This window comes from Actinoplanes utahensis, from assembly GCF_016862455.1.
GTDB classification, from domain to species: Bacteria; Actinomycetota; Actinomycetes; order Mycobacteriales; family Micromonosporaceae; genus Actinoplanes; species Actinoplanes utahensis.
Genome location: NZ_BOMZ01000054.1, coordinates 1 through 23,812, shown reverse-complemented (window position 1 = coordinate 23,812; position 23,812 = coordinate 1). Strand labels below are relative to the sequence as shown.

Genomic DNA, 23,812 nt, shown 5'->3' with positions numbered 1-23,812 from the left:
CATGCTCGAACTCACCGACATCGAGGCCGGCTACGGGCGCACGCGGGTGCTGCACGGTGTGACGGTGCCGTCCGGCAAGGTGGTGGCCGTGCTCGGCCACAACGGCGCCGGCAAGACGACCCTGCTGCGTCTGGCGATCGGCCTCATCAAGCCGTCGAAGGGCCGCGTGATGTTCGACGGCGAGGACGTCACGTCGCTCGCCCCCAACCAGCGCGTCGCCCGCGGCATGGCGTACGTGCCGCAGGGTCAGCAGTCGTTCGGCCAGCTCACGACGCTGGAGAATCTCCAGCTCGTCGCCGACGGGCGCCGGGGCGGCAAGGCCCTCATCGAGGCGCAGATGGCTCGCTTCCCCGCTCTGGAGCAGTTCGCCGCCCGGAAGGCGGGCCTGCTCTCCGGCGGGCAGCGCCAGCAGCTCGCGATCGCCCGCGCCCTCATCACCGAGCCGAGGCTGCTCATCCTCGACGAGCCCACCGAGGGCATCCAGCCCACGATCGTCGCCGAGATCGAGCAGACCATCATGCAGCTGGCCGGCGAGGGCATCGATGTGCTGCTCGTCGAGCAGCACATCGGCTTCGCCCTCGTCGCCGCCGAGCGTTACGTCGTGCTCGCCTCGGGCCGCGTCACACAGACCGGCGAGGGCGGCCAGGCAGCCACCTCCACCGTGCGAGCCGCCATGGCGATCTGAGCAGGCATGACTCACGTCCGCAACGCCGTCGTAACACCGCACCGCGAAATTTGCCCTGTGTCGACGGACAACGCGCGCGCGGCCGCAGAGGACAGCCTCGAGGACTACGCCTTCCGCTATGTGCCGCGCACCTTCCGGCGCTGGAGCGCGGCCTCCGTCGGCGCGACCGCCCTCGGGTCCATCGCGTTCCTCGCCGATTTCTCGATCGGCGCGAGCATCGGCATCGACCACGGCACCCCCAACGCCGTGCTCGGCATCGTGTTCGCGTCGGTCGTCATCGTCATCGTGGGCGTGCCGGTCGCCTACTACGCCGCCCGCTACAACCTGGACCTCGACCTCATCGCCCGCGGCTCGGGATTCGGCTACTACGGCTCCATCATCACGACCGTGATCTTCGCCGGCTTCACCTGCATCTTCTTCGCGCTGGAGGGCGCCATCATGGCGCAGGGACTCCAGGTCGCGACGGGGATGCCGCTCTGGCTCGGCTATCTCGTCTCGACCGTCGTCGTGATCCCGATCGTCATCTACGGCATGCGGGCGCTGGAGCGCCTGCAGTTCTGGACCACGCCCCTGTGGCTCACCCTCGCCCTGTTGCCACTGCTGTGGATCGTCGTCTCCGACCCCGAGGCGGTGCGCGCCTTCACCTCGTTCACCGGCGACTCCGACGGCTCGATCAGTTTCGGCGCCGTGGTCTCGAGTGCGGCCGTGTGCTTCGCCCTGACCCCGCAACTGGCGGAGCAGATCGACTACATCCGCGCCATGCCGCCGCGCACGCCGTCGAACGCCCGCTCGTGGTGGACGTCGTTCGCGTTCGCCGGCCCGGGCTGGGTCGTCTTCAGCGGCACCAAGCAGGTGATCGGCGTGTTCCTCGCCGTCTACCTCCTCGTGAAGGTCGAACCCGCGTTCGGGCACCAGGCGACCGAACCGGTCCAGCAGTTCGTCGTGATCTATCAGACCCTCCTCCCCGACTGGCTCGCGATCGTTCTCGCCCTGGTGCTCATCGTGGTCGCGCAGGTGAAGATCAACGTGACGAACGCGTACTCGGGCTCGCTCGCCTGGTCGAACGTCTTCACCCGGCTGGCGAAGCACTACCCGGGTCGCACGATCTTCGTCCTGTTCAACCTCGTGATCGCCTACGTGCTCATGATGCTGAACGTCTTCACCCTCATCTCCTTCGTGTTGAGCCTCTACGCGAACGTCGTCATGGCGTGGCTCGTGACGATCGCCACCGACATCGCGATCAACAAGTGGGTGCTGCGCGTCTCGCCGCGTTTCCCCGAGTTCCGGCGCGGCATGCTGCACGACTGGAACCCGGTCGGGCTCGTGTCGGTGGGGCTCGCCTCGGCGCTGTCCCTGCTCGCGTTCGCCGGGCTGTTCGGCGCCGCGGTCGAGCCGTTCTCGGTGCTCATCGCGATCGGCGTCGCGTTCGTGACCACGCCGGCCATGGCGCTGGCCACGCGGGGGCGTTACTACCTGCGCCGCCGATCCGACGGCATCGACTCCCCCCGGTTCGACGCCGACGGCAACCCCTCGGGCGAGCGGCTCCGCTGTCATGTCACCGGCTACACCTTCGAGCGGCCGGATATGCTGGCGTCGGCCGAGAGGGGACCGCACGGCGAGCTCCAGTACGTCTCGTCGCTGGCGCTCACGCTCGACGATTCCGATCGCTACGTGCTCCCGCCGGACGGCGCCGGGCCCCCGCACCGGGTGGCCGCCCGAAAGAGGGAGACGTGATGGAGGAGCCGGTCGACACCGCGACCGCGATTCTCGCGAGCGCCGCGGTGCTGCTGCGCGAGTGCACGTTCGACGACATCTCCTATCGTGCCCTCGCCGACGAGGTCGGCATCTCGGAGCGGACGATCTACCGCCAGTACCCCACCCGCGCCCACCTGCTCGCCGCCCTCTCGAACTGGATCGAGCAGACATGCTTCCCGCTGCCGCCGTTCGTGACCGTGCCCGATTTCTGCGCCGCGGTGCACGAGCGCTTCCGCGCCTTCGACACCTTGCCCGCGTACGCGTACGTCGGCGCGCGGGCGTCCGCGATCACGCCGACGCTCGACACCGAGCCGGCCTACGTCACGCGTGCGATCGAGGCGATGCTCGACGTGGCGGCGCCGACGCTCAACCGGCGGGATCGGCGGCGGGTCGCGGCATCCCTGCGCTACTTCTCGTCAGCGATGTTCTGGGCCCGGCTGCGGACCGGCTTCGACATGGACGCCGGGGAGATCTGCGACGCGTTCGACCACGCGGTGGCCGCCGTGCTCGCGAGGCTGCCCGAGGCGACGTGGGCCCCGCGGTGACCGGCCCGGCGCTGAGCGGCACGCAAACGGCGATCCTCGCCGCGTACGCGGAACTGATCGAGGAGCTCGGCAGCGACGACGTCTCGTACCGAGTCATCGCCCGCCGGGCCGGCATCGCCGAGCGCACGGTGTTCCGCAACTACCCCACGCGCGTCGACCTGCTGCTGGCGACCGCCGCCTGGATCGAGGCGACGCTGTTCGCGCGCGAGGAGTCGCACTCGATCTTCGATCTGCCCCTCGCGATCCGCGACGCGATGCAGCGGTACGACGAGCGGCCGGAGCTCGCGCACGTCGTCGCCGAGACGGCGATGCGCGGCGTGAGCGGCGCCGCGCCGTCGCCCGGCCGGGCGCGACTCGAGCAGCTGCTGGACGCCGAGGTGCCCGCCCTCGACGCGGCCCGGCGCCAGGCGGTCATCGCGGCGTTGTCGCACCTCGACTCCGCCGGGACCTGGGTGACGTTCCGCCGCGAGTTCGGGATGGACCGGCGTGACATCGCCGACGCCGCCGCGTGGGCGGCGGAGGCGGTGCTCGACGGCATCCGCGGCCGCGTCGTTCCGGAGCGGGGCGCCTGAGCGAGGGGGCCGCTGGCCGGCCCCCTCACCACTCACGCCTGTGTGGACGGCGCCTGGCCGAGCAGCTTGTCGACCTTCGTGTTGATCTCGGCCACCATCTCCTCGGTGCGGGTGTGCTCGCCGGGAACGTGGGCCACGATCGAACCGGCCTCGGCGACGTACGGCTTGGCGCCGGGCGCGAAGTTGATGTTCCACTTCGTCTTCCACACCCGCTCGGCCGCGCTTGTCGCCGCCCGGTCGATCTGGGCCGCCAGCCACTTCTTGTCGGCGTCGGTGAGTGCCACGGGAATGTCCTCCAGATGCCAGGAAGCGGTCGAGGCTTCGAGCTTCGTGTCGTACGAGGCGGAGAAGTGAGCGTGCTGGGTGTGTGCGTTGTCGCCGCTGTAGGCGCGCTGCCGCCACCCCTGGGACGCCTCCCAGATCCGCCGGTTGTAGATCACGTACCGCAACCGTCTCTCGGCGCCGCCGCGGCAGCGGCCCACGACGTGCTGCACCACCATCTCCATGGTCAAATTCGGTTCGCGCAGGTCGACGTCGAGATCGATCGCGTGCACCTCGTGTTTCGAGTCCGCGTCCCGAATCGGCACCTTGCCGACCTCGTCGTCGTTGTGGTCGGAGACCCGGCCCCGGTGCGCCGTGTCGCCGATGGTTCCGTCACTCGACTTGTCCCGGCCGGGCGCGATGCTGTTCAGCTCCTGGCGCAGCCGGCCCAGGCACGGCACGAGGATCCAGGTCGCCATCGGGCTCCTCTCACTGGGGGAAGGTGCCGCTTCTGCCGCCTGTATATCTCCCGCACCGCCCCGGCGAAATCACCCGATCCCGTGTAAAAGGGTGCCAGATTCGCTCATGGTGACCGCGGTCACCAGGTGAAGCGGCCCGGATAGACCACTTCGGCCAGTTCCTTCTGACCCTCGGCGTTCGGGTGGAAGTAGTCGAACTGGCTCACCATGCCCAGGTCGAAGTCGACCCGGTGCGCGGCCCCGCCGTCCCACCGGCACTTCGTCCCGTACGCCTTGCAGGCCTTCTGCAGTTGGCTGTTGTACGCGTCGACCCGGTCCCGCACCTTCTCCCGCCGCTGCTGGTCGGCGGGCGCCGTGGAGGTCGGCGCGGCCAGCATGGACGGGCAGATGCCGGTCCGGCCCCACATCTCGACGGCCTTCGAGGACTTCCGGCCCACCTGCCAGAGCCGGTACAGATCGGGGATGCTGACCATCAGCACCCGCGCCTTCGGCAGGCCCTTCTTCAGCCGGGCCAGGCCCTCGTCGATCTCCTCGCGGAAGGTCGCCACCGGCGTCATCCCGCTGACGTCCCGGGCACAGGCGTCGTTCGCGCCGATCAGGATCGTCACGTACTCCGGCTTGCGGTCGACGGCCCGCCGCGCCTGTGTGGCGAGCGCGTCGGCCTCGGCGCCGGGATCGGCGAGGTTCTCACCCTTCCCCTTGATCTTCTTGTTCTTGCCCAGGATCCGCTCGTAGTGGCTCTCGATCGCGGAGTTGTTCCCGGTCGACCAGGAGTTGCGGGCGCAGGCGACGTAGGCGAGACAACTGCCCAGCCCGGCGGTGATCGAGTCGCCGAGCGCGACCATCGAGGCCGGATAGCCGGTTGCCGGTTTGCCGGAGGTCTTGGTGGGCGAGGGTTTGGCGTTACCCGCGCCGTCGCAGGCCAGCGCGAAGACGGCGAGCGCGGCCAGGACGGCGACATGCCAGCGGCGAATCATGATCCCCCGATCACTTCGAGTGTCACGGACATTCCTCTCCGTCATTGTTTGCACAGAGCCCGCCGAGTGCCGACACAGTTCCGCCCAAGACTGCCCCCCTAATCTGCTTTGCGGAACCCCACCGGCTCGAGGAGAGAACGCATCACGATCTACGCCTTCACCCGACCGGCCGGGGCCTCCAGCGGCTCGGATGCCGAGATCCCCGCCGGCGGAACGGTGTCCGCGGCGCCCGCCGCCGACCGCTGAACGGGCGGCGCGAAGGTCAACGCACGTCGGCGAGCGGGCGCAGGTGCGCCGGGTCCGCCAGGATCCGGTCCACCACGCCGGCGAAGGCGGCCGCCCGGGTCGCGACGGTCGCCTGCCGGGCCACCACCTCGTCGACGTTGCCGGCGTCCACCGCCAGGCCGGGAACGTACAGCCAGCCCTGCGGGAGCACCTTGCCGCTGCGGGCGTGCTCGGCCTGCAGCCGGCCGGCGACCGCGCCTTTCAGGTAGCTCTCCGGCGACACCAGGACCAGGTCCCCGGCCCGTACCGCCGCGAGAGACTTCTCGTCGATGTCGAAGGCGCCGGCGAGCCACTGGCCGGCGCGTTCCCGGCGGATCCGGGCGAGGTTCCATCCGTCGGCGTCCCCGGTGCCGATGAACGCCAGCGCCGACGAGTTCGCCTTGACCAGGGTGCCCCAGGCGTCCAGGTTCGCCTCGACCTCCGGTTTGGTGTCGAACGGGCCGAACACCGTGACATCGGGCAGTCTCTCCCGGATCTCGTCACGGATGCCGCGGACCCGCTGATCCATCACCGGGACGCCGGGCGCGGAGGTGCCCAGGACGATCTTGCCGGTGGCCTTCGGCGGCAGCTTCTCGATGATCTTCCGGGCCAGCATCCGGCCCAGCTCGTAGTTGTCGTTGCCGATGAACAGGCCGACCCCGGCGGACGGCAGGAGCGGGCTGTCCACCGCGATGATCGGCACCCCCGCGCCGACGGCGGCGGCGACCGGGCCGGTGAACAGGTCCGGGGAGAGCGTGAACACCGAGACGCCGTCGCCGGCGATCTTCACCATCTCCTCGAAGAGGGCCAGCTGCCGCGGCCCGTCGACGATGTTCGGCCCGTCGACCTGGGCGGCCACCCCGTCCACCGCGTCGACCCCCGCGATGAACCCGAGCGACATCTCCTGGGAGAAGTTCAGCTGCTTGTTGGCGACCACGAAACCGACCTTGAGCGGCCCGCCGGCGTCGTCCTGCCGGTCGGTGCAGGACACCGGCAGCAGCAGAACCAGCGACAGCAGAAAGATCCGATATTTCATGGTCTTTCCATGGTGCCGGGATCTTCGTCAACCCGGCGGCTGTTCGGCCGATCAGAACCGCCAGGACGTACGGGGAGGAGATCGGGTGCTCGCGAAGGTGGTCCGTAGCAAGGCGGTGGCGCGTACCGCGGTGATCGGACTGGCGCTCGGTGTCTTCGCCCTGGCCGTGCTGGCCGCGGTCAGCATCACCACGAACGCCCGCAGCAGCAGCCACATCCGGCACGCCAGCGAGATCAGCAACTACTGGTCCCAGTTCGACCTGCACATCAGCGTCGAGGCCGAGGCGCTCAACGACTTCATGGTGGCCGAGAAGTTCGGCAAGGACCTCCTGGACAGCGCCATGAACTCGGCCGCGCCGGACCTGGAGTGGCAGCGGCACAACGGCGACCCGGACGACGTACGCAACGCCGACCTCGCCGGGGACGCCTACACCGCGTACACCCAGACCCTGTTCGAGCTGCGGCGTTCCCGCACGGACCAGGAACGCACCCACGACCTGGCCGACCAGGCCGCCCTCGGCTCGTCGCTGCTGCGCAAGACGGCCAACGCCAACGTCACCCGGCACCGGCTGGCGATGGAGGCGTACCTGGCCGCGGACGCCGAGTTCAACCGCAAGCTCAGCCTGGCCGCCGGGGTGATCTGCGGCGCCGACTTCCTGCTGCTGGTGCTCTGCGCGTCGATCCTGCTCACCCACCAGCGCCGGATCGAGGGCCAGGCGGTGGAGAGCCGGTACCGGGCGCTGCACGACGAGCTGACCGGACTGGCCAACCGGGCGCTGCTCGCCGACGAGATCGACCACGCCCTCGGGATCGCCGGCCCGGAGAACGAGTCGGTCGGCCTGCTGCTGCTCGACCTCAACAAGTTCAAGGAGGTCAACGACACTCTCGGGCACCACGCCGGCGACCTGCTGCTCAAGGAGGTCTCGGCCCGGCTGGTCCGTGCGGTCCGCGCCAGCGACACGGTGGCCCGGCTGGGCGGTGACGAGTTCGCCGTGCTGATGCCGAAAGTCGATTCGGCCGGGCACTGCTCGGAGATCGCCCGTCGCCTGTTGGACGCCCTGGAGGTGCCGGTCGAGCTGGACGGCGTCACCGTCGACATCAGCGGCAGCATCGGCGCGGCCCTCCACCCGCTGCACAGCGCCAGCGGGGCCGAACTGCTCCAGCACGCCGACATCGCGATGTACGAGGCCAAACGCAACCGTATCGGCGTCGCCGTGTACGACCCGCGGGCGGACCGGCACAGCTCCCAGTCGCTCGGCTTGATCGGCGAGCTGCGCCGGGCCCTCGACGAGGACGAGCTGGTGCTGCACTACCAGCCCAAGGTGGCGGCCGGCACCGGCCGGGTGGCCGGGACGGAGGCGCTGATCCGCTGGCAGCACCCGGTCCGCGGCCTGCTCCAGCCGGGCGATTTCATCCCGCAGGCCGAGGAGAGTGAGATCATCGTGCCGCTCACCGACCGGGTGCTGACGATGGCGCTGGAACAGCACCGGCGCTGGCGGGACGCGGGCACGATCCTGCCGGTCGCGGTGAACGTCCCCACGGTCTGCCTGCTCGACCCCGGCTTCCCGGACCGGGTCGCGGCCGCTCTCGCCGCCTGTGACGTGCCGGCCGGGGTCCTCACCCTGGAGATCACCGAGACGTCGATCATCAACGACCCGGTCCGTGCCTCGGCGGTCCTGACCCGGCTGCGGGAGATGGGCGTACGGCTGTCGGTGGACGACTTCGGCACCGGGTACTCGTCGATGTCGTACCTGCAGAGCATGCCGCTGCACGAGTTGAAGATCGACCGCAGCTTCGTCCGGACGGTGACCGATTCGCACGGGGGCACGGCGATCGTCCGGGCGGTGATCGAGCTGGCCCGCGCCCTCGACCTGGAGGTGGTGGCCGAGGGGGTCGAGGACGAGGCGGCGCTGACCGTGCTCGGGGAGATGGGCTGCACGTACGCGCAGGGTTACCACATCAGCCGACCGGTCCGGCCGGACGATCTGATCGCGTGGATGGAGCGTTCGGCGCGGGTGGCCGCGTACCGATGAGAATGATCGTGAATATCGGTTGAACCGGATTCCCGGTGGCGGGGTTCCTCCAGGTGGGCGTGTCCGTGCAGGACGACACATTCACCGAGAGGCAAATAGCATGTACAGCGAGCAATGGCCGCCGTATTCGCCGCAGCCTTCTCCGTCGCAGCCTTCGCCGTCACAGCAGCACGGACGTGCGGATTACGCGCCGGGATACGCGCAGCCCGGATATCCGCAGCCGGAATACCCGCGACCCGGATATCCGCAGCCCGAATACCCGCGGCCCGAATACCCGCGGCCGGAACAGAACCGGACCGAATTCCTTTATCAGCAGCCGGGATATCCGCCGGACCCGTACGGCTACGGACACCCCCGGCAGGACGATGCGGCGGCGATCACGATCACCGCCCGGTATTTCCCGCTCGCCTTCCTGCTGGCCCTGGTGAAGCCGGTGGTGACGGTCGACGGCCGCCCGGTGGCGATGCGCTGGCGGGAACCGGCGGTGGTGCCGGTCGCGCCCGGCCAGCACCACCTGCACGCGCACACCCCCTACCTACTTCCGCGCCGGATGGGCAAGGCCGACCTGGTCGTCACCGCGCACCCCGGCCAGAGCGTGGACGTGGAGTACAAGGCGCCGCTCGTGGTCTTCGCCGGGGGCGCTCTCGGTGCGCCACCGCAGAGGTATCCCGGCACGGCCGCGTTCGTCGCGCTGATGGCGGTCACCATGGTGCTGGGCCTGTTCGGCATCGTCTCCACGGCGCTGGGCACGGGCGGGATCACGGGGTTGCGGCCGGCCGCTGGGCAGACCGCGTCGCCGTCCCCGGTCGTGTCCGACATCCCGGCGCTGCCCCCGCTGTCCACCGACGGCCCCGGCCTGCCGACCGACGTCCCGGACGCGCGGATCCCCGGCCAGGGCGCCCCGGGCCGGACAGCCGGCCAGACCCCGCCGGCGGAGTCGGCCGGCCGGCCGCGGCTGCGGGACGACGCCCCGGCCCGGCGGATCTCCGGTCCCGGTTTCGCGGCGAGTGACCGTACCCGGACCATGGGTTTCGCGGGCTGGCCGTTCGCGTTCCGGGTGCCGTCCGGCTGGGACTGCGACCGGCAGAGCGAGAAACGCCCGGACGCGCGGGTGTACGTGTGCGCCGCCGACGGCGGCACCGACCGCAGCGAAGCCGCCCTCGTGGTGCTGCGCCCCTGCCCCTCGGCGTGCGGGACCGCCCAGATGGACGCGCTGAACGCCGAGTTCTTCCGCCCCACCGACAAGCCGCGGCGCAACGGCGGCGACGCCACCTTCGTCGTCGAGGAGGCGAAGGGCAGATCCGGCGGGTACGAGCTGGCGGTCACCCACTTCTTCAGCTCGACGACCAGCGCCGGCACCGAGAACTGGCAGGTCGGCGTGGCCGGTTTCGCGCCGCCGAACGCCCGGAAGAACTCCCAGCGGATCGTCAACGACGTGGTGAGCCAGACCACCTGATAAATCGTCTACAACCGATTCCCGTGGCACCCCGTTGGAAGGATGAGACAACGAACAGGGGAAGCGGGGGCCATGCCGGACGGATCCGACAGTGACTACCTGGCCTACGTGCACGGGCGCGCCGCGGAGTTGCGGCGTACCGCCTATCTGCTCTGCGGCGATCCGCATCAGGCCGACGACTTCGTGCAGGAGACCCTGACGAAGCTGTACGTGCGCTGGCCACGAATCGCGAAGATGGACAACGTGGACGGTTACGTGCACACCATGCTGGTCCGGGTGTTCCTCGACGACCGGCGGCGGGGGTGGTGGAAGGTCCGGCTCCTGACCGGCCATCCGGAGCCGCCACCCGTCGAGGGCAATCCGGAGGACGGGCCGGTGATCCGCGCCGCGCTGGCGAAGCTGCCGCCACGGCAGCAGGCGGTGCTGGTCCTGCGGTACCTCTGCGACCGGTCGGTCCGGGAGGTCGCCGATCTGCTCCGATGCACCGAGGGCACGGTGAAGAGCCAGACCGCACACGGCCTCACCCGGCTGCGCACCCTGCTCGGCGTTCCGTTTCCCACGGCCGCTGTCTCTCCGGGGCGACGATGAGGGATGGGGACGAGATGAACGATGAGCAGGCCGACCGGCTGCTGCGCCCGTTGCGGCACGAACCGGAAGCGCCGGCCGGATACGACGTGTCGCGGGCGATGGCGGAGGGTCGCCGGCGACGGTCGCTGCGCCGCTGGTCCTCGGGCGCGGCCCTGATCGCGGTGACCTCCGTCACCGCCGGCGGGGGCACCTTCGCGGTCGCCGCCCTGCGCGACGAGAAGCCGATCCCGGCCCCGACCACGACCACCTCGGTGGCCCCCAGCGTGGTGGCGGCCGCCCCGGATTTCCCGAGAGACTGCACGGTCGTCCGGCTGCCCACCGACGGGGTGAAGAAGGCGCTGGTCACCTCGGGTGATCCGGAGGGCCGCTATCTGGCCGGGCGGCTCTACGGCACGTCGGTGACCACGATCATCTGGAAGGACGGAAAGATCCTCGCCCGGCCGGAGATGGACGGCGGCGACGCGAGCTTCGACGACATCAACCGGGCCGGGATCGCGGTCGGGTCGGCCTACGTGGGCGACGAACGGCAGCAGGCGTACGCGTACGCCGACGGAAAGGTGACCGCCCTCGACGGGGAGCACACCGCGGCCTCGGCGATCAACGACGCCGGGGTGATCGCCGGAGCCATCGGCCCGACCCTGTCCGAGGCGCCGGCCCGCTGGGATTCGGTCACCGCGGCGGTGGAGCGGCTGCCGCTGCCCCAGGGCATCACGGTCGGCCGGGCCCGGGCCATCGGCGAGGACGGCACGATCGCCGGCACGGTCGCCAAGGACAGCAGCAAGACGGAGAGCGGCTACCTCTGGGCTCCGGACGGCACCGGCAAGGCGATGCCGCTGCCGACCGCCAAGGGGAAGAAGGCGGACTACTTCTGGCCGACGTCGATCAGCGGCGGCTGGGTTCTCGGCCGGGCCGTCTTCGACACCGAGCAGACACGGGACTTCGCCGCGCTGCGCTACCACCTCGCCACCGGCAGGTACGAGGAGCTGAAGACCTACATGGGTTACGACATGCTCCTGGCGGAGAACGGCTGGATCGCCGGAACCATGGAGCAGCCGATGATCCTGGCCGGTTCCCGGAAGGTGGCGCTCCCCCGCTACGGCAGACTCCGGGACTACCACGTCAGCAGCTTCAGCGCGGACGGACGGGTGGTCGGCGGCTACACCAGCGACTCCGGCAGTGACGGCGTCGGCAACGAGCCGCTGCTCTGGACCTGCCGCTGAAACAGCGCAGGCGGGCCGGGGCCCGCCTGCGCTGTGCCATTCAGGAGATCGCGACGTCGTCGAACCAGACCGTGCCGCTGTTGTCGCCGGACTTGAGGTGCAACTGCACGCTGGTGGCGCCGGCCGGGGCGGTCGCCTCGACGACCAGCTTGGTCCAGGTGGTGTCACCGGCCGGCAGACGGTTCGAGAGGTTCTGGCTGATCCACTTGCCGTTGACGTCGAACCAGCTCAGCGCGATCTCGGTGGTGCCGGTGGCGTCGACGCCGCGGGCGAACGCCTCGGCCCGCCAGCGGTAACCGGCCTGCACCGGGGTGATCGGCGAGGTGACCAGCGACGGCAGGCCGGCCGCGGTACGGGTGGTGCCGGAGAACCGGACCGACCGGCTGCCCAGGCGGGGCATCTCGGTGGTGACGACCGGGATACCGGCCGCGGTGTTGGCCTGCCGCCACGGCGACTCGTTCTCGGCCGCCTCGAAGCCCAGGTTGAGGATGCTGTTCGGCAGGGTGCCGGTGGTCCAGGCGTAACGGACCACGGTGGCGGCGAGCTTGGCGGTGCCGTCCGCGCGGAACAGGCCGAACTTGTACTGCGCGGGCATCGTGGACACCGACGAGTTCGCCGGGATCGCGCCGGCCGCGAAGTCGTTGAGCGTCCACGGCGACACCGAGCCGACCCCGGCGACGGTCGCGGCACGGAACACCCGGGCCAGGTACGCGCCCTGCTCGCCCTCGCTGACGACGGCGCTGCTGACACCGGTCTCCCCGATCACGATCGGGGACGGGGCGACGGCGGCCTGCGCCTTGCGGATCTCGGCGAGCGCCCGCTCCGAGGAGCCGTAGAAGTGGAAGTCGTAGTAGTCGAGCGGGGTCTCGGCCAGCGACGACTTGATCTTCGTCATGCCGGCCGCGCCGGTGCCGCCGTCGACCGACAGGGTCAGCGGCATGGTCGGGGCGAACGCGCGGATCGCCGGGATGAGCTGCTGGACCCAGGTCACGGCGGCGGTGTCGCCGGGCTGGAACTCGTTCTTCAGCTCGACGGCGATCACCCGGGGGTCGTCCACGTACGGCGCGAGCACCGTCTTGGCCCAGTTGATGCTGTTGGTGACCTCGTTGTAGCCGGACCACCAGTCGAACAGGGTCACCTTGACGGTGAGGCCGTGCGCGTCGGCGATGCTGACGAACTTGCGCAGCTTCTCGGTGAACTCCGGCTTCGGCGCGGGCCAGCCGAAGGCCTGCGGGAAGACGATCACCCGGACGTTGTCGGCGCCGAGCTCCGCGGCCTTGGCCAGGTCCGCGTCGACCCGCGCCGCGTCGAACCCGGTCCACATCGCCGACCAGCCGGCGTCCGACGGGTAGTAGTTGATCGACTTGGCGGTCGTCACCGCGGCCATCCGGTCCGTCATGGACGCAGTCTGCACCTCGGCCGAGGCCGGGGCGGCGAAGACGCCGAGGCTCATCAGAACGGTCGAGGCGACGATCGCGGCACGAACACGGAAGCTGCTCATCAGAACGGGGTGCCTCTCGCAGAAGGTTGCTTTTCGGGGGTGACCTCTCATTCGGCGGCCGCGTCGTCTCCTGCAGAATCCCGCTGATCGCATTGAGGTTGCAAAAGGGGTGCCCCCATCGGGGGCACCCCTCGCCACTCACCTCACTCGGTGGCGCCGTCACCTTTCGCCGGCCGGTCGGCGCCGCCCAGCGCGACCCGCGGCAACAGTTGCGCGGCGAGCAGGGTGGCCAGCGCGGAGTCGCCGCCGCCGTCCCCGTCGGTGCGCACCACGACCGGCTGCGGCGCCCGGCCGGCCAGCTCGGCGCCGACCTCCAGCCGTCGCAGCGCCAGCTCGTACTGCAACACCGCCCGGTTGTCCCGGTACGCCTGGGCCAGCCGGCGCTGCGCCTTCGCCTCGTTCTCCGCGGAGATCAGTCCGCTGCGGCCGCGCGTCTCGATCTCGAAGCGGACCCGCTGGGCGTTGGTCTCCTGCTCTTCGAGGAGCTGCGCGACCTGCTCCCGAGCCTGGTTGAGCGCCGCCTTCACCTCGACGATCCGGGCGTCACGCACCTTCTTGGCCCGTTCGATGTCCATCTGCAGGCTGTCGATGCGGCGCTTGCGGGTGAGGCCCCACTCCTGCTCGTAGGCGGCGCTCTCCTTGGAGACCCGCTCCCGGGTGGCCAGATGCTGCTGGTACTGGGCGGGCAACTGGACGTCCGGGATGTTGCAGCCGGTGATCCGCACCCCGTACCGGGACAACTGCCGGTTGAGCAGTTCCTGCATGTCGGCCACATCGGAGCCGCGCAGGTCGTACGCCCGCTCGGTCTGCACCATCCTGGCCCGCTGGCGGATCGCGTCCTGCACGGCGCTGGAGAGCACCAGGTCGAAGTTGCCGGCGCCGATGGTGCGCACGAACAGCACGGCGTCGGTGATCCGCAGTTTCATGAAGAACTCGATCGAGCGCAGCGGCACGTTCTCCCGGGTCGGGCAGGCCATGACCGGCGCCGAGTACGGGATCTCGGTGGCCACGTCGACCACGAACGAGACCCGCGACCACGGGTGCCACAGGTAGTGCCGGCCCGGGTCCAGGGTGCGGACGACCGCGCCGTACCGGGTCAGGACGCCGTTGGTGCCCTGCTCGATCTCCACGATGGACGACCGCCACCACCAGAGCACCCCGACGAGCAGGAACAGGACCCCGGCGAGGTACGTCAGGACGGCGAGCGTCTCGTCGCCACGCACCGTGAACATCACGCCGGACAGGATCGCGAGCAGCCCCAACCAGAGCGGCAGGAGCCAGAACAGCCGCCGCCGGTGCTTGGGGATGACGACCGGGATCAGCGTGCCGGCCTCACCGCCGCCGCGCAGCAGCCGGGCGATCTCGCCCCACGGCGCCACCGCCTCGGTGATCACCGAGCTTCGTGCCTTGGCCATCGTCACTCCCCCGCCTCGTCGTCGCCGTCGGCCGCGGCGGCCGGAATGGCCGGCTGGTCGGCGGCCCGCAGCGCGTTGATCTCCACCTCGCGGTCGGCGATGCGTTTGGCCACCTCGCTCAGGCGGGTGCGCATGGCCGCCATGTCGGCCGCGCTGAACAGCTCGTTGCCCCGCTCCCCGACCAGCTCACGCGCCAGTTGCAGCAGGTCGACGCCGGCCGCGCCGTTCGGGTCGGCGGACCCGCCGATGCGGACCAGCCGCGGCAGGTGGTCGGCGACCTCCTCCAGCCGGTCGAGCACCTCCCGCTGATAGCGGTACTCCAGGATCTCCGGGGCCTCGGCGACGGTCACCGCGCGGATGTCCAGAGCCTGCGCCTCCAGCAGCGCGGCGTTGGCCTTCGCCTCGGACTCGGCCGACACGTACCGCTGCCGGGCCATGGCCTGCGCCCGGTTGGTCTCCCGCTCCACCGCCGTGTCCATCTGCGCCTGGTACTGGGCGATGTCGGCCTGGATCGCCGACAGCGTCTCCCGCAGGGTGGCGAGCTCCTTGCTCAGGTCGCCCTCGTCCTGCTCCTTGCGCAGCTGCAACGCGTACTCGTGGGTGTACGCCTCCTTGGCGACCCGCACCATCTCCGGCGCGGCCAGGTCCATCCGGTACTTGCGGTCGGACGGCTCGGCGTGGGTGATGTTGGCGTTGGTCAGCTCGACCGCCGGGCGGAACTGCTGGTTCAGCTGGTCCAGCAGGCGGCCGGTCTCCTCGCCGACCATGTTGTAGATGTCGGCGGCCGCCTGCTCGTAGATCAGGCTGCGGATCGTCTCGCTCACCGCGTTGCCGAGTTTCTCCTCGAAGCCGCGCACCGCACCGAGGGTGTAGACGAACTCCACCGGGTCGCTGATCCGGAACTGGATGAACAGGTCGATCGACGCCTTCACCCCGCCCTTGGTGGGCGCCTCCCGGACCGGGGCGTTGAACGGGTACTCCCGGGTGGTGTTGACGATGTAGGAGACCCGCTTCCACGGGTTCAGCAGGATCACCCGGCCGGGGCCGACGACCTGCTCCAGCTTGCCGAACCGGGTGATCAGCGCGGCGCAGCCGTCCGGCACCATCACCATGCCCTGCCGCCACCAGACGAAGGCGACCGCGATCAGCGACAGCACCCAGTAGTGCACGCCGAAGAACGGGTTGGTCAGCACGTCGCCGCCGGCCGCCGCGACCACGGCCGTGCCGACCGCGCCGATCACCAGCAGCAGCGAAACCGGCAGCATGGTCATCAGCGACCGGCCGCGCGGGATCACCATCGGGCAGATGACGTGCACCTGCTCGCCGCCGTCACGGCGCAGCTCGCTGTGGTTGAGCGCCTCGCCCGCATCGTCCAGCGGCACGGTGCGCTGCTCCATGACGGTGTCGACGCTGCCGCCGATGTCGCGGGCGGCCGGGAAGTCGACCGGGTCGACCCCGAGCGCCTCCTCACCCAGACGGCGCGCCTCGTCCCTCGCCACGGCCCGCGGATCGGCGCCCTCGGCGATCGCGGTGGCGGCTCTCCGTAAACCTTGCTGAACACGTGCCACGACGGTTCACCCTCCCCGATGCTCAGGACCCGAGATGCTATCGACACGCATCAAGCGGGAGGGGCCCGGCCAGGCCGGAATACGCAGGTCGTGGAGGAGTCCGGCGGGGACGGCCCGAAACCGCCCCCGCCGATCGGTCAGTGCCGGTGCAGCAGCTCGTGCGCCCGCCTGATCTCGGCCAGCGACTTCGGCGCCACCGGGACCTCGCTGGTGAACGCCGACACGCCCGCCACCACAGGCTTCGACGGGGTGTAGAGCCACGCCTGGAAGAGGTCGTCCAGGTTCTCCCCGGAGATCTTCTCGGCCAGGGCGATGAACTCGTCGGTGGTCACGTCGCCGTAGCGGTTCACGGTCGGCCAGGTCCGTACGATCGCGAAGAAGTCCTCGTCGCCCACCGCGAGCCGCAACTGGTGCAGGGTCATCGCGCCGCGGTCGTAGACCGCGTCCCCGAACAGCTCGGCCACGCCCGGGTCGGCCGGAGCGGTCGTCCAGATCGCCGCGTCGTCCGGGTAGGTGGCGTACAAGTAGTCGAAGATCTCCTGCGCCGTGCCCTCCTCGTTCTTCTCCGACCACAGCCACTCGGCGTAGCTGGCGAAGCCCTCGTTGAGCCAGATGTGCTTCCACTCGGCCACCGACACCGAGTCGCCGAACCACTGATGCGCCTGCTCGTGCACCACCACCGAGGTGTTCGAGCCGCGCCGGAAGAACGCCGACGAATAGGTCGGGCGGGTCTGGTTCTCCAGGGCGAACCCGAGTGTGCCGGGCGGGGTCACCACGCCGCCGAGAGCCTCGAACGGGTACGGCCCGAAGAGCGTCGACCCCCATTCGACGACCTCGGCGGTACGTTCCACGCTGGACTGCGCGGCGTCCCGGAAGTCCTGCGGCAGCAACTGCGAGTAGGCGTTGTAGACCGGCAGCCCGTCCGCGGAGGTGTCGGTGGTGACGTCGTACTGCCCGACGGCCAGGAACGTCAGGTACGTGGCCTGCGGTTTCACCGACCGCCAGCTCCACCGGGTGTACCCGAGGGTCTCCCGGACCGGCGGGCGCGGCTGGACACCGTTGCTGATCGCCTCCAGCCCGTCCGGCACCGACACCGACACGTCGAAGGTGGCCTTGTCCGACGGATGATCGTTGCTCGGGTACCACCACCAGGCGATCTCCGGCTCGCCGATGGCCAGCGCGCCGTCCGGGGTCCGGATCCACGCGGTGTAACCGGCACCCACCTTCGTCGACGGGACACCCGCGTACTGCACGACGATGGTCAGCGCGCCACCGGCGGGCACCGGGCGGGCCGGGGTGACGACCAGCTCGTGCTCCCCCTCGCGGGTGAAGGTGGCGGGACGGTTGTTGACCCGCACCGACGACACGTCGAGCAGGAAGTCCAGGTTGAGCCGGCTGAGATCCTGCTTCGCGGTGGCCAGGATCGTCGTCGTGCCGGTGAGCCGATCGGTCGCCGGGGTGTAGCGCAGGCGGATGTCGTAGTGGGAGACGTCGTATCCGCTGTTGCCGTAATCCGGGTAGTACTCGTCGCCGACCCCGGGACCACCCGGAGCCGGTGCGGCCTGGGCCGCGACACCGGTCCCCGCGATGGTCAGGGCGGTGGCGGCGAGTGCCGCCACGAGTAGTCGTCGCACGGTCCACTTCCTTTCGTCGGCGGAATCGCTCGCCAACATATCGAAGAACCTCGAACGACTTGTGTCCGGTGAATGACGGACCCCCTTGCTCCCCATGAGATCGTGTCCGGTATGGGAAGCGCGCCTCCAGGGATCGTGTCCGGTATGGGCAGTCCGCTCCGCACCCACGCCATCATCGTCGGCATCGATGAATACGAGATCGGGGCGTCGGCCCGCCTGATCGGGCCGGTCGACGACGCGGTCCGCTTCGCCCGCTGGTTCCTGTCCCACGGGGTGCCGGCGGCGCAGGTGCACCTCGCGGTCACCCCCGGGCTTGCGGCGGTCGACGACCTGACCAAGACCGGAGCCGATGTACGCGGCCCGAGCCGCGCCGAGATCCACCGGCTGCTCACCCGGGACCTGCCCGACTGGGACGGCGACCTGCTGTGGGTGGTGTGGGGCGGGCACGGCGCGATCGACGAGCTGCGGCGGCGGCGCCTCTACTACGCCGACTCCACCCGCGCCGACCCGGCCACCCTCGACCTCGAGTCGGCGATGGCGATGGCGGCGAGCAGCTACGTCCCCGGCTTCGCCAGGCAGATCTGGATCGTCGACGCGTGCCAGACCCACGGCCTCGCGGTCCGGTCCCACTGGACCCCCGGGACCGAGACGTTCCCGGTCGGCGCCCCCGAACGCAACCGTGAGCAGGACGCGCTGTTCGCCGCCAGCCTCGGGGAGCCCGCGATCAACCTGACCGCCGCCCGGACCGGCCTGTTCAGCTCCGAAGTGCTGCGCGACCTGGAAGCGACCGAACCCGGTACGTGGCCGCCGGACATGGAGGCGCTCACCACCCGGCTCCGGGAACGGTTCACCCGGTTGCGGGACTCGTACGAACAGACGCCGACCTACCTCTGGTACCGCAGCCGCGCCGGTGACGAGGGCCAGCTGCTGCAGTCCGGGACGGCGCACGCCGCGCCCGCCCGGCCGTCCGGGCAGATCGACCTGCGGCTGCTCGGCGCCGCGGCCGAGGCGCTGGTGCGGATCGACGAGTTCGTGCGCACCGACGTGCGTGAGGAGATGCTGTCGGTGCTGCGCCGCGACATCTACGCGGCGATCAACCGGCAGGGCAACGCCCGGCTGGAGGCGGTGAGCGTGCTGCGGACCTGCGCCCGGTACGCCGGCGGCATCCCCGAACTGGTCGAGGCGGTCCGCTTCTTCTGCGCCGATCCGGACCGCGCCACCGAGTTCGCCGCCGCCGCCCAGCGGCTCGCCCCTTCCCCCTGATCGCCGGCCGCCTGCCTGCTGGCTTCCTTACCGCGCGCCTTCCCGCTGCCGGTCCGCCGGCCGCCTCTCTCGCGCGTCTTCCGGTTGCCGGCCGCCCTCTCGCGCGCCTCCCGGCTGCCGGCCGCCCTTCTCGCGCGCCTTCCGGCTGCCGGCCGCCCCTCTCGCGCGCCTTCCGGCTGCCGGCCGCCCCGCTCCGTCGCCGCTCGTATTCAGCGGCCGCGGAAAATGCGCAGGAAGAACAGGAACACGTTGAGGACGTCGAGGAAGATCGACGCGGCCAGCAGCGGCGCCGACTCGATGTCGGAGGACCGCCGCAGCCGCTGGAAGTCGAACATGATCAGACCCGCGAAGATCACCAGGCCGAGCACGGAGTAGATCAGGCTGCCGTACGGGATGTTCACGAAGATCAGCACGATGCCGAAGACCAGGTGATCCATCGCCGATCCCCTGGTGATCGAGACACTGTGGCCACCAAGCTGAACCGCCGCACCGATCCGGACACCCTCGGCCAGGGGTGATAACGCCTCCCGTGCCGCGGGTCCGGGACCCGCGGCACGGGACGTCCGGTCAGCTCGCCGGAAGCAGCCGCTCGTCGACGACCGTGGTGACACCGGCCGCGGTGGTGAACCAGGTGGCGTTCTGCGAGTCGGCCGACCCGGTGGCCCACTGCTCCTGCCCGCTCGCCGTCACGAACCGGACCTTGAGATCATCCAGCGGGACCTTGGTGAACGTGTACCGGCCGTCGGCGTCCGTGCTGGTGAACTCGTACACCCTGCCCCGGCTGGTGTAGCTGACGTGCGCGTCGGCCACCGGCGCCCCCGCGGCGTCGGTGAGCCGGCCGGTCAGTGTCGGCGCGACGATCAGCCGCGCGTCCACTCGGGTCGCGCGTCCCGGGGCGACCTGGTAGTGGCCGGCCTGCGCGGCGTCGGTGGTGCCGGAGGGCGCGTACTGACTGGTGTTCCCGTCGGCGAACCGCAGAACGTACGGGGTGTTCGGGCGGACCTTCAGCGCATACCCGCCGTCCGCCGCCGTGAATTCCTCGTACCACAACCGGCTGACGCTGTCGAAGGCGGAGACCGGGACACCCGCGGCCGGCTTCCCGGCGGCGTCGGTGACCTTGCCGCTGATCGTGCCGGCGGCGAAGACCAGGCTGTTCACGATCGTCCTGCGTCCCTCCCGGACCTGATACTGGACGCCCTGCTCGATCGTGAAACGGCGGCCGGGCGCGTATTCGCCCCAGCCTCCGGCGTCGATGCCGACCCGGTACTGGCCGGGGACCAGGCCGGGCAGGGTGAACGCCCCGCTCGCATCGGTTTCCGTGATCAGATAGGTGCCGTTGTCCCGATCGAGCGGCTCAGCCGAGATCCGGGCGTTGGCAAGCACGTGACCGCTGGTGTTGACGACGCGGCCGGAGATGATGCCGCCGTCCGCGACGGCGGCCACGGCGGGCGATGCCGCCCCCGGCGCCACGATCCCGAGAACCGCGAGACCGGCCACGGCCGCGGCGAACTTCCTACGCTGCATGTGCGAGCGTCCTTTCAGGAGACTGATGCCGCCGATGCTAGAAGCGATGATCAAATGATGTCGCCCCACCATTCCTCGTCACCGTTCTCGCCTGCTCCGCGCGGAGCGATGCCGCCGCGGGAATCAGGGTCTGTGCACTTTGTCGACCTTGACGGTGAGCAGGACGCGCTGCTGCGGGCCACCGCCGAAGCCCGGGTACGGCCGGCCGATGTACTTCTGGGACAACTCGTCGATGTTCTCCCGGGCGCCTTCGGTCGTGGCGTCCACGACGCTGCCGCGCAGAGCCCAGGACCGTGACGGCGCGGCCGGGTCGGCGATCCCGATGGCGATGCGCGGGTCGCGCGCGATGTTGCGGGCCTTCTGATGGGTGTCGACCGTGTTGATGAGCACGTGTTCGCCGTCGGTGGAGGCCCAGGTCTGCGAGATCTGCGGCGATCCGTCGGGCATGAGCGTGGTCACGAAGCAGATCGCCTTGGCGTTGAGGACCTCGAGCAGGTCGTCGGGCAGAGCCATGAGGGGCGTACCTTCAATTCTTCTGGTCGTTGTAAAGGTGATCGATGACCACGTCGTCCGGCGAGTCACCGGAGAGATCGGCATGGCGCAGCCCCGCGAGGGCGATCCGGAGAGCGCGCCGCCACAGCTGGGGGGCGGAGGCACGAGAGGCGTCCATCACTCCACCCACCATCACGTGCGCGGCGGCGAAGTCGGCGGGGGTCGCTCCGGCCGGCAGTTGACCCGCGCGGACCGCGCGGGCGATCAGGCCGGCCACGAGCGGGGTCATCCGCTCGTGCGCACGCTGGACCAGGGCGGTGGCCTGATTGCGGCTGCGCAACAGCTCTCCGAGGCCCCGGCTCTTCGCCTCGATCTCGAGTTGCCGCTCGAGGAACCAGGTGAGCCCGGCCCAGGCGTCGTCGTACCGCGCGGCCTGCTCAGCCAAGTCGATCACCGTATCGATGTGCTCGCTGAACAGGGCGTCCAGTAGATCCTGCCGTTGCGGGAAGCGCCGGTAGATGGTGCCCATCCCGGTCCCGGCGGCCCGGGCGATGTCTTCGTAGGAGACGTCCAGACCGGCGGAAGCCATCAGGTCGTACGCCGTGCGCAGCAGCAGCTGACGGTTGCGTTCGGCATCACGGCGCAGAGGAGGGTCGATTTCGGCCACGTACAGACTCTAGGTAAGTGGAGGAAATTTTCCAAGTTGAATTTTTCTTCCACTTAAGGCCTACTATGACGACCCCGACCACCGGACGCCTGGGAGCACCCGATGACAGCCCGCCACACCGACCTCGTGGAGCCGTACCCCATCGCGGTTCCCGAGGATGAACTGCAAGACCTGCTGAACCGCCTCGCCGCCACCCGGTGGCCGGACCGCGAAACCGTCCCGGACGCCGGCCAAGGCCCCCAGTCGGAGCGCATCCGCGCGCTCTGCGACCACTGGGCCACCGGCTACGACTGGCGACGCACCGAGCGAGCCATCAACAGCTTCGGCTCATCCCGCACCGTGCTCGACGGGATCGACGTCCATTTCCTGCACGTGCGTTCGGCTGAACCCGGGGCGGCACCGCTGCTGCTGTGTCACGGCTGGCCCGGCTCGATCCTGGAGTTCCGGCACTTGGTCGGCCCGCTGACCGATCCGGTCGCCCACGGCGGCAACGCCGAGGACGCCTTCCACCTCGTGATCCCCTCCATGCCGGGCTTCGGCTTCTCCGGCAAACCCACGACGACAGGCTGGAACATCTCTCAGGTCGCCGACGCATGGATCACCCTGATGCGACGTCTGGGTTACGACGACTGGTTCGCCCAGGGCGGCGACTGGGGCGCGGCCGTCGTCGAACAGATCACCCGCACGGCGCCGGAGAGGTGCCGGGGAGTGCACTTCAACCTCCCGCTGGTGTTCCCCACCCCGCAGGAGATGAGCGAGGCGACCGAAGTGGAGCAGCAGATGATGGCGCGCGCTCAGCGCTACCAGACCGAACTGGACGGGTACGCCCGAGTGCAGGCGACCCGCCCCCAGACGGTCGGTTACTCCCTCGCGGACTCCCCGGCCGGACTCGCCGCCTGGATCTACACCCTCTTCCAGGACGTGACCGACAACGACGGCGACCCGGAGACGGTCATCGACCGCGACGAGATCCTCGACGACATCATGCTCTACTGGCTGCCCAATGCCGCCGCGTCCGCCGCCCGGCTGTACTGGGAGGAGAGGCAGAGCAGCGCCGAGCACACCGGATCACGGCCACCGAACCCCGTCCCCGCCGGGTTCAGCATCTTCCCCGGCGAGGCCGTCCAGGCATCGCGGCGCTGGATCGAGCGACGCTACGAGACCGTGCTGCACTATGCCCGCCTCGACCGCGGCGGACATTTCGCCGCCCTCGAGCAGCCCGACATCCTCACCGACCAGATCCGGACGACCTTCCGGCCGCTCCGAGCGTCCTGACCAGCCCGCAGGGCCCCGGGTGAAGATGGAGTCAACATACTGCTATTCCACAATCCGAAAGCCCACTGCGGTTTGGCTAAGCCCAGTACCCGGCGGCCGCGCGTGCGACGCTGCAGCGAAACGGCAAGGACGGGGTGCCCTAACGTCCGGGCTATGAGTTACCACTACGAGGTCGTCATCAGTTGCTTTCTCACAGGTCGCACGCCTGAGCCGGTTCTGGACACGCTCCGGTGGCTGTGTGACCTTAAAGTCACGACCTCGGAAGACTCCCCCGAGCTCTCGCCCGGGTTTGATCCGTCCGGTCTCCACGACGTCCCGGACGATGACGAGGACTTCCCGTACCAGACGTTGCGGCCCGATCCCGACAGTTACCTAGCCGGTGGTGAGATAGCTCGGCTACGGTCCCAGATCCGCGGCTTCAACGAGTCGGGTGACGTCGTCGAGTGGGGCTTCTACGCGCGCACCCTCGTACTCGATGACGACATGGGCGAGATCTATCGAATCCTCGAGCTCATCGCGCCGTACGTCTCCGACGACGGCTACGGCGGTCATGAGCGGGAGCACTACGACTCCGACCAGGTGTCCCTCTACCTCTTCAGCGGC

22 protein-coding genes are annotated in these 23,812 nt (G+C 70.0%); 11 read left to right on the top strand and 11 right to left on the bottom strand.

Annotated features, from left to right (window positions below):
• The first annotated feature begins 1 nt into the window (after nucleotide 1).
• The 4 genes from Aut01nite_RS20695 to Aut01nite_RS20680 are packed head-to-tail and all read left to right on the top strand — an operon-like array spanning nucleotide 2 to nucleotide 3,557.
• Nucleotides 2-685, top strand: a complete 684-nt coding sequence (locus Aut01nite_RS20695; protein ID WP_043530106.1) for an ATP-binding cassette domain-containing protein — start codon at nucleotides 2-4, stop codon at nucleotides 683-685.
• Nucleotides 686-691: 6 nt separating this feature from the next.
• The gene (locus Aut01nite_RS20690; protein WP_052164310.1) at nucleotides 692-2,419 is read left to right on the top strand and encodes a purine-cytosine permease family protein; all 1,728 of its coding nucleotides are present in this window, start codon (nucleotides 692-694) and stop codon (nucleotides 2,417-2,419) included.
• Complete coding sequence (locus tag Aut01nite_RS20685; protein WP_043530103.1) at nucleotides 2,419-2,985, top strand: TetR/AcrR family transcriptional regulator; 567 nt, start codon at nucleotides 2,419-2,421, stop codon at nucleotides 2,983-2,985. Before Aut01nite_RS20690 ends, Aut01nite_RS20685 begins: the two co-directional genes overlap by 1 nt.
• Entirely contained in the window at nucleotides 2,970-3,557 is a 588-nt protein-coding gene (locus Aut01nite_RS20680; RefSeq protein ID WP_043530101.1) for a TetR/AcrR family transcriptional regulator, read from the top strand. The genes Aut01nite_RS20685 and Aut01nite_RS20680 overlap by 16 nt, the downstream gene beginning before the upstream one ends.
• 32 nt (nucleotides 3,558-3,589) lie before the next feature.
• On the opposite strand, the gene Aut01nite_RS20675 is transcribed toward Aut01nite_RS20680, so the two are convergent.
• The 3 genes from Aut01nite_RS20675 to Aut01nite_RS20665 form a co-directional block, all read right to left on the bottom strand.
• On the bottom strand, nucleotides 3,590-4,297 hold the full coding sequence (locus tag Aut01nite_RS20675; protein ID WP_052164309.1) for a hypothetical protein: 708 nt from the start codon (nucleotides 4,295-4,297) through the stop codon (nucleotides 3,590-3,592).
• Between the two features lie 119 nt (nucleotides 4,298-4,416).
• Nucleotides 4,417-5,274: an SGNH/GDSL hydrolase family protein gene (locus tag Aut01nite_RS20670; protein ID WP_043530099.1), complete on the bottom strand. Its 858-nt coding sequence runs from the start codon at nucleotides 5,272-5,274 to the stop codon at nucleotides 4,417-4,419.
• A 262-nt stretch (nucleotides 5,275-5,536) separates the two neighbouring features.
• Nucleotides 5,537-6,574 (bottom strand): sugar ABC transporter substrate-binding protein, encoded by a 1,038-nt coding sequence (locus tag Aut01nite_RS20665; protein ID WP_043530097.1) that lies wholly within the window; start codon nucleotides 6,572-6,574, stop codon nucleotides 5,537-5,539.
• Nucleotides 6,575-6,659: 85 nt separating this feature from the next.
• Between Aut01nite_RS20665 and Aut01nite_RS20660 the strand changes: the two genes are divergently transcribed.
• The 4 genes from Aut01nite_RS20660 (at nucleotide 6,660) to Aut01nite_RS20645 (ending at nucleotide 11,870) form a co-directional block, all read left to right on the top strand.
• Nucleotides 6,660-8,606 (top strand): putative bifunctional diguanylate cyclase/phosphodiesterase, encoded by a 1,947-nt coding sequence (locus Aut01nite_RS20660; RefSeq protein ID WP_052164308.1) that lies wholly within the window; start codon nucleotides 6,660-6,662, stop codon nucleotides 8,604-8,606.
• Nucleotides 8,607-8,706: 100 nt separating this feature from the next.
• The gene (locus Aut01nite_RS20655) at nucleotides 8,707-10,062 is read left to right on the top strand and encodes a hypothetical protein (protein ID WP_063958841.1); all 1,356 of its coding nucleotides are present in this window, start codon (nucleotides 8,707-8,709) and stop codon (nucleotides 10,060-10,062) included.
• Nucleotides 10,063-10,134: 72 nt separating this feature from the next.
• Nucleotides 10,135-10,650, top strand: a complete 516-nt coding sequence (locus tag Aut01nite_RS20650; protein ID WP_043530096.1) for a SigE family RNA polymerase sigma factor — start codon at nucleotides 10,135-10,137, stop codon at nucleotides 10,648-10,650.
• A gap of 14 nt (nucleotides 10,651-10,664) precedes the next feature.
• Entirely contained in the window at nucleotides 10,665-11,870 is a 1,206-nt protein-coding gene (locus tag Aut01nite_RS20645) for a hypothetical protein (RefSeq protein ID WP_043530094.1), read from the top strand.
• 40 nt (nucleotides 11,871-11,910) lie between these two features.
• Here Aut01nite_RS20645 and Aut01nite_RS20640 read toward each other — a convergent pair whose 3' ends face one another.
• The 4 genes from Aut01nite_RS20640 to Aut01nite_RS20625 form a co-directional block, all read right to left on the bottom strand.
• Nucleotides 11,911-13,371, bottom strand: coding sequence for a glycoside hydrolase 5 family protein (locus tag Aut01nite_RS20640; protein WP_043530092.1), 1,461 nt, complete (start codon nucleotides 13,369-13,371; stop codon nucleotides 11,911-11,913).
• 143 nt (nucleotides 13,372-13,514) lie between these two features.
• The gene (locus tag Aut01nite_RS20635) at nucleotides 13,515-14,786 is read right to left on the bottom strand and encodes an SPFH domain-containing protein (protein WP_043530090.1); all 1,272 of its coding nucleotides are present in this window, start codon (nucleotides 14,784-14,786) and stop codon (nucleotides 13,515-13,517) included.
• Nucleotides 14,787-14,788: 2 nt separating this feature from the next.
• On the bottom strand, nucleotides 14,789-16,354 hold the full coding sequence (locus tag Aut01nite_RS20630) for an SPFH domain-containing protein (protein WP_043530088.1): 1,566 nt from the start codon (nucleotides 16,352-16,354) through the stop codon (nucleotides 14,789-14,791).
• A gap of 137 nt (nucleotides 16,355-16,491) precedes the next feature.
• Complete coding sequence (locus Aut01nite_RS20625; RefSeq protein ID WP_043530121.1) at nucleotides 16,492-17,988, bottom strand: M1 family metallopeptidase; 1,497 nt, start codon at nucleotides 17,986-17,988, stop codon at nucleotides 16,492-16,494.
• A gap of 144 nt (nucleotides 17,989-18,132) precedes the next feature.
• Here Aut01nite_RS20625 and Aut01nite_RS20620 point away from each other — a divergent pair, with 144 nt between their 5' ends.
• Nucleotides 18,133-19,251, top strand: coding sequence for an effector-associated domain 2-containing protein (locus Aut01nite_RS20620; RefSeq protein WP_052164307.1), 1,119 nt, complete (start codon nucleotides 18,133-18,135; stop codon nucleotides 19,249-19,251).
• Nucleotides 19,252-19,460: 209 nt separating this feature from the next.
• Here Aut01nite_RS20620 and Aut01nite_RS20615 read toward each other — a convergent pair whose 3' ends face one another.
• From Aut01nite_RS20615 to Aut01nite_RS20600, 4 genes are all read right to left on the bottom strand, one after another.
• Nucleotides 19,461-19,688, bottom strand: a complete 228-nt coding sequence (locus Aut01nite_RS20615) for a Bax inhibitor-1 family protein (protein WP_043530086.1) — start codon at nucleotides 19,686-19,688, stop codon at nucleotides 19,461-19,463.
• A 130-nt stretch (nucleotides 19,689-19,818) separates the two neighbouring features.
• Nucleotides 19,819-20,775 carry a carboxypeptidase-like regulatory domain-containing protein gene (locus tag Aut01nite_RS20610; RefSeq protein WP_043530084.1) on the bottom strand — a complete coding sequence of 319 codons (957 nt, stop codon included), beginning with the start codon at nucleotides 20,773-20,775 and terminating at the stop codon, nucleotides 19,819-19,821.
• Between the two features lie 123 nt (nucleotides 20,776-20,898).
• Nucleotides 20,899-21,288 (bottom strand): TIGR03618 family F420-dependent PPOX class oxidoreductase, encoded by a 390-nt coding sequence (locus Aut01nite_RS20605; RefSeq protein WP_043530082.1) that lies wholly within the window; start codon nucleotides 21,286-21,288, stop codon nucleotides 20,899-20,901.
• A gap of 13 nt (nucleotides 21,289-21,301) precedes the next feature.
• Complete coding sequence (locus Aut01nite_RS20600) at nucleotides 21,302-21,934, bottom strand: TetR/AcrR family transcriptional regulator (protein WP_236643032.1); 633 nt, start codon at nucleotides 21,932-21,934, stop codon at nucleotides 21,302-21,304.
• A gap of 102 nt (nucleotides 21,935-22,036) precedes the next feature.
• Here Aut01nite_RS20600 and Aut01nite_RS20595 point away from each other — a divergent pair, with 102 nt between their 5' ends.
• Complete coding sequence (locus Aut01nite_RS20595) at nucleotides 22,037-23,209, top strand: epoxide hydrolase family protein (RefSeq protein WP_043530079.1); 1,173 nt, start codon at nucleotides 22,037-22,039, stop codon at nucleotides 23,207-23,209.
• Nucleotides 23,210-23,362: 153 nt separating this feature from the next.
• Nucleotides 23,363-23,812, top strand: a 450-nt coding sequence (locus Aut01nite_RS20590; RefSeq protein WP_204037602.1) for a hypothetical protein, incomplete at its 3' end; no start/stop codon positions are given.

What these genes read in the sequence shown, in the direction of transcription:
- Aut01nite_RS20615 (WP_043530086.1), bottom strand. Translation starts at nt 19,688, where the DNA reads ATGGATCACCTGGTCTTCGGCATCGTGCTGATCTTCGTGAACATCCCG.
- Aut01nite_RS20620 (WP_052164307.1), top strand. Translation starts at nt 18,133, where the DNA reads ATGGGCAGTCCGCTCCGCACCCACGCCATCATCGTCGGCATCGATGAA.
- Aut01nite_RS20635 (WP_043530090.1), bottom strand. Translation starts at nt 14,786, where the DNA reads ATGGCCAAGGCACGAAGCTCGGTGATCACCGAGGCGGTGGCGCCGTGG.
- Aut01nite_RS20695 (WP_043530106.1), top strand. Translation starts at nt 2, where the DNA reads ATGCTCGAACTCACCGACATCGAGGCCGGCTACGGGCGCACGCGGGTG.
- Aut01nite_RS20605 (WP_043530082.1), bottom strand. Translation starts at nt 21,288, where the DNA reads ATGGCTCTGCCCGACGACCTGCTCGAGGTCCTCAACGCCAAGGCGATC.
- Aut01nite_RS20670 (WP_043530099.1), bottom strand. Translation starts at nt 5,274, where the DNA reads ATGATTCGCCGCTGGCATGTCGCCGTCCTGGCCGCGCTCGCCGTCTTC.
- Aut01nite_RS20665 (WP_043530097.1), bottom strand. Translation starts at nt 6,574, where the DNA reads ATGAAATATCGGATCTTTCTGCTGTCGCTGGTTCTGCTGCTGCCGGTG.
- Aut01nite_RS20645 (WP_043530094.1), top strand. Translation starts at nt 10,665, where the DNA reads ATGAACGATGAGCAGGCCGACCGGCTGCTGCGCCCGTTGCGGCACGAA.
- Aut01nite_RS20685 (WP_043530103.1), top strand. Translation starts at nt 2,419, where the DNA reads ATGGAGGAGCCGGTCGACACCGCGACCGCGATTCTCGCGAGCGCCGCG.
- Aut01nite_RS20690 (WP_052164310.1), top strand. Translation starts at nt 692, where the DNA reads ATGACTCACGTCCGCAACGCCGTCGTAACACCGCACCGCGAAATTTGC.
- Aut01nite_RS20640 (WP_043530092.1), bottom strand. Translation starts at nt 13,371, where the DNA reads ATGAGCAGCTTCCGTGTTCGTGCCGCGATCGTCGCCTCGACCGTTCTG.
- Aut01nite_RS20655 (WP_063958841.1), top strand. Translation starts at nt 8,707, where the DNA reads ATGTACAGCGAGCAATGGCCGCCGTATTCGCCGCAGCCTTCTCCGTCG.
- Aut01nite_RS20610 (WP_043530084.1), bottom strand. Translation starts at nt 20,775, where the DNA reads ATGCAGCGTAGGAAGTTCGCCGCGGCCGTGGCCGGTCTCGCGGTTCTC.
- Aut01nite_RS20675 (WP_052164309.1), bottom strand. Translation starts at nt 4,297, where the DNA reads ATGGCGACCTGGATCCTCGTGCCGTGCCTGGGCCGGCTGCGCCAGGAG.
- Aut01nite_RS20595 (WP_043530079.1), top strand. Translation starts at nt 22,037, where the DNA reads ATGACAGCCCGCCACACCGACCTCGTGGAGCCGTACCCCATCGCGGTT.
- Aut01nite_RS20650 (WP_043530096.1), top strand. Translation starts at nt 10,135, where the DNA reads ATGCCGGACGGATCCGACAGTGACTACCTGGCCTACGTGCACGGGCGC.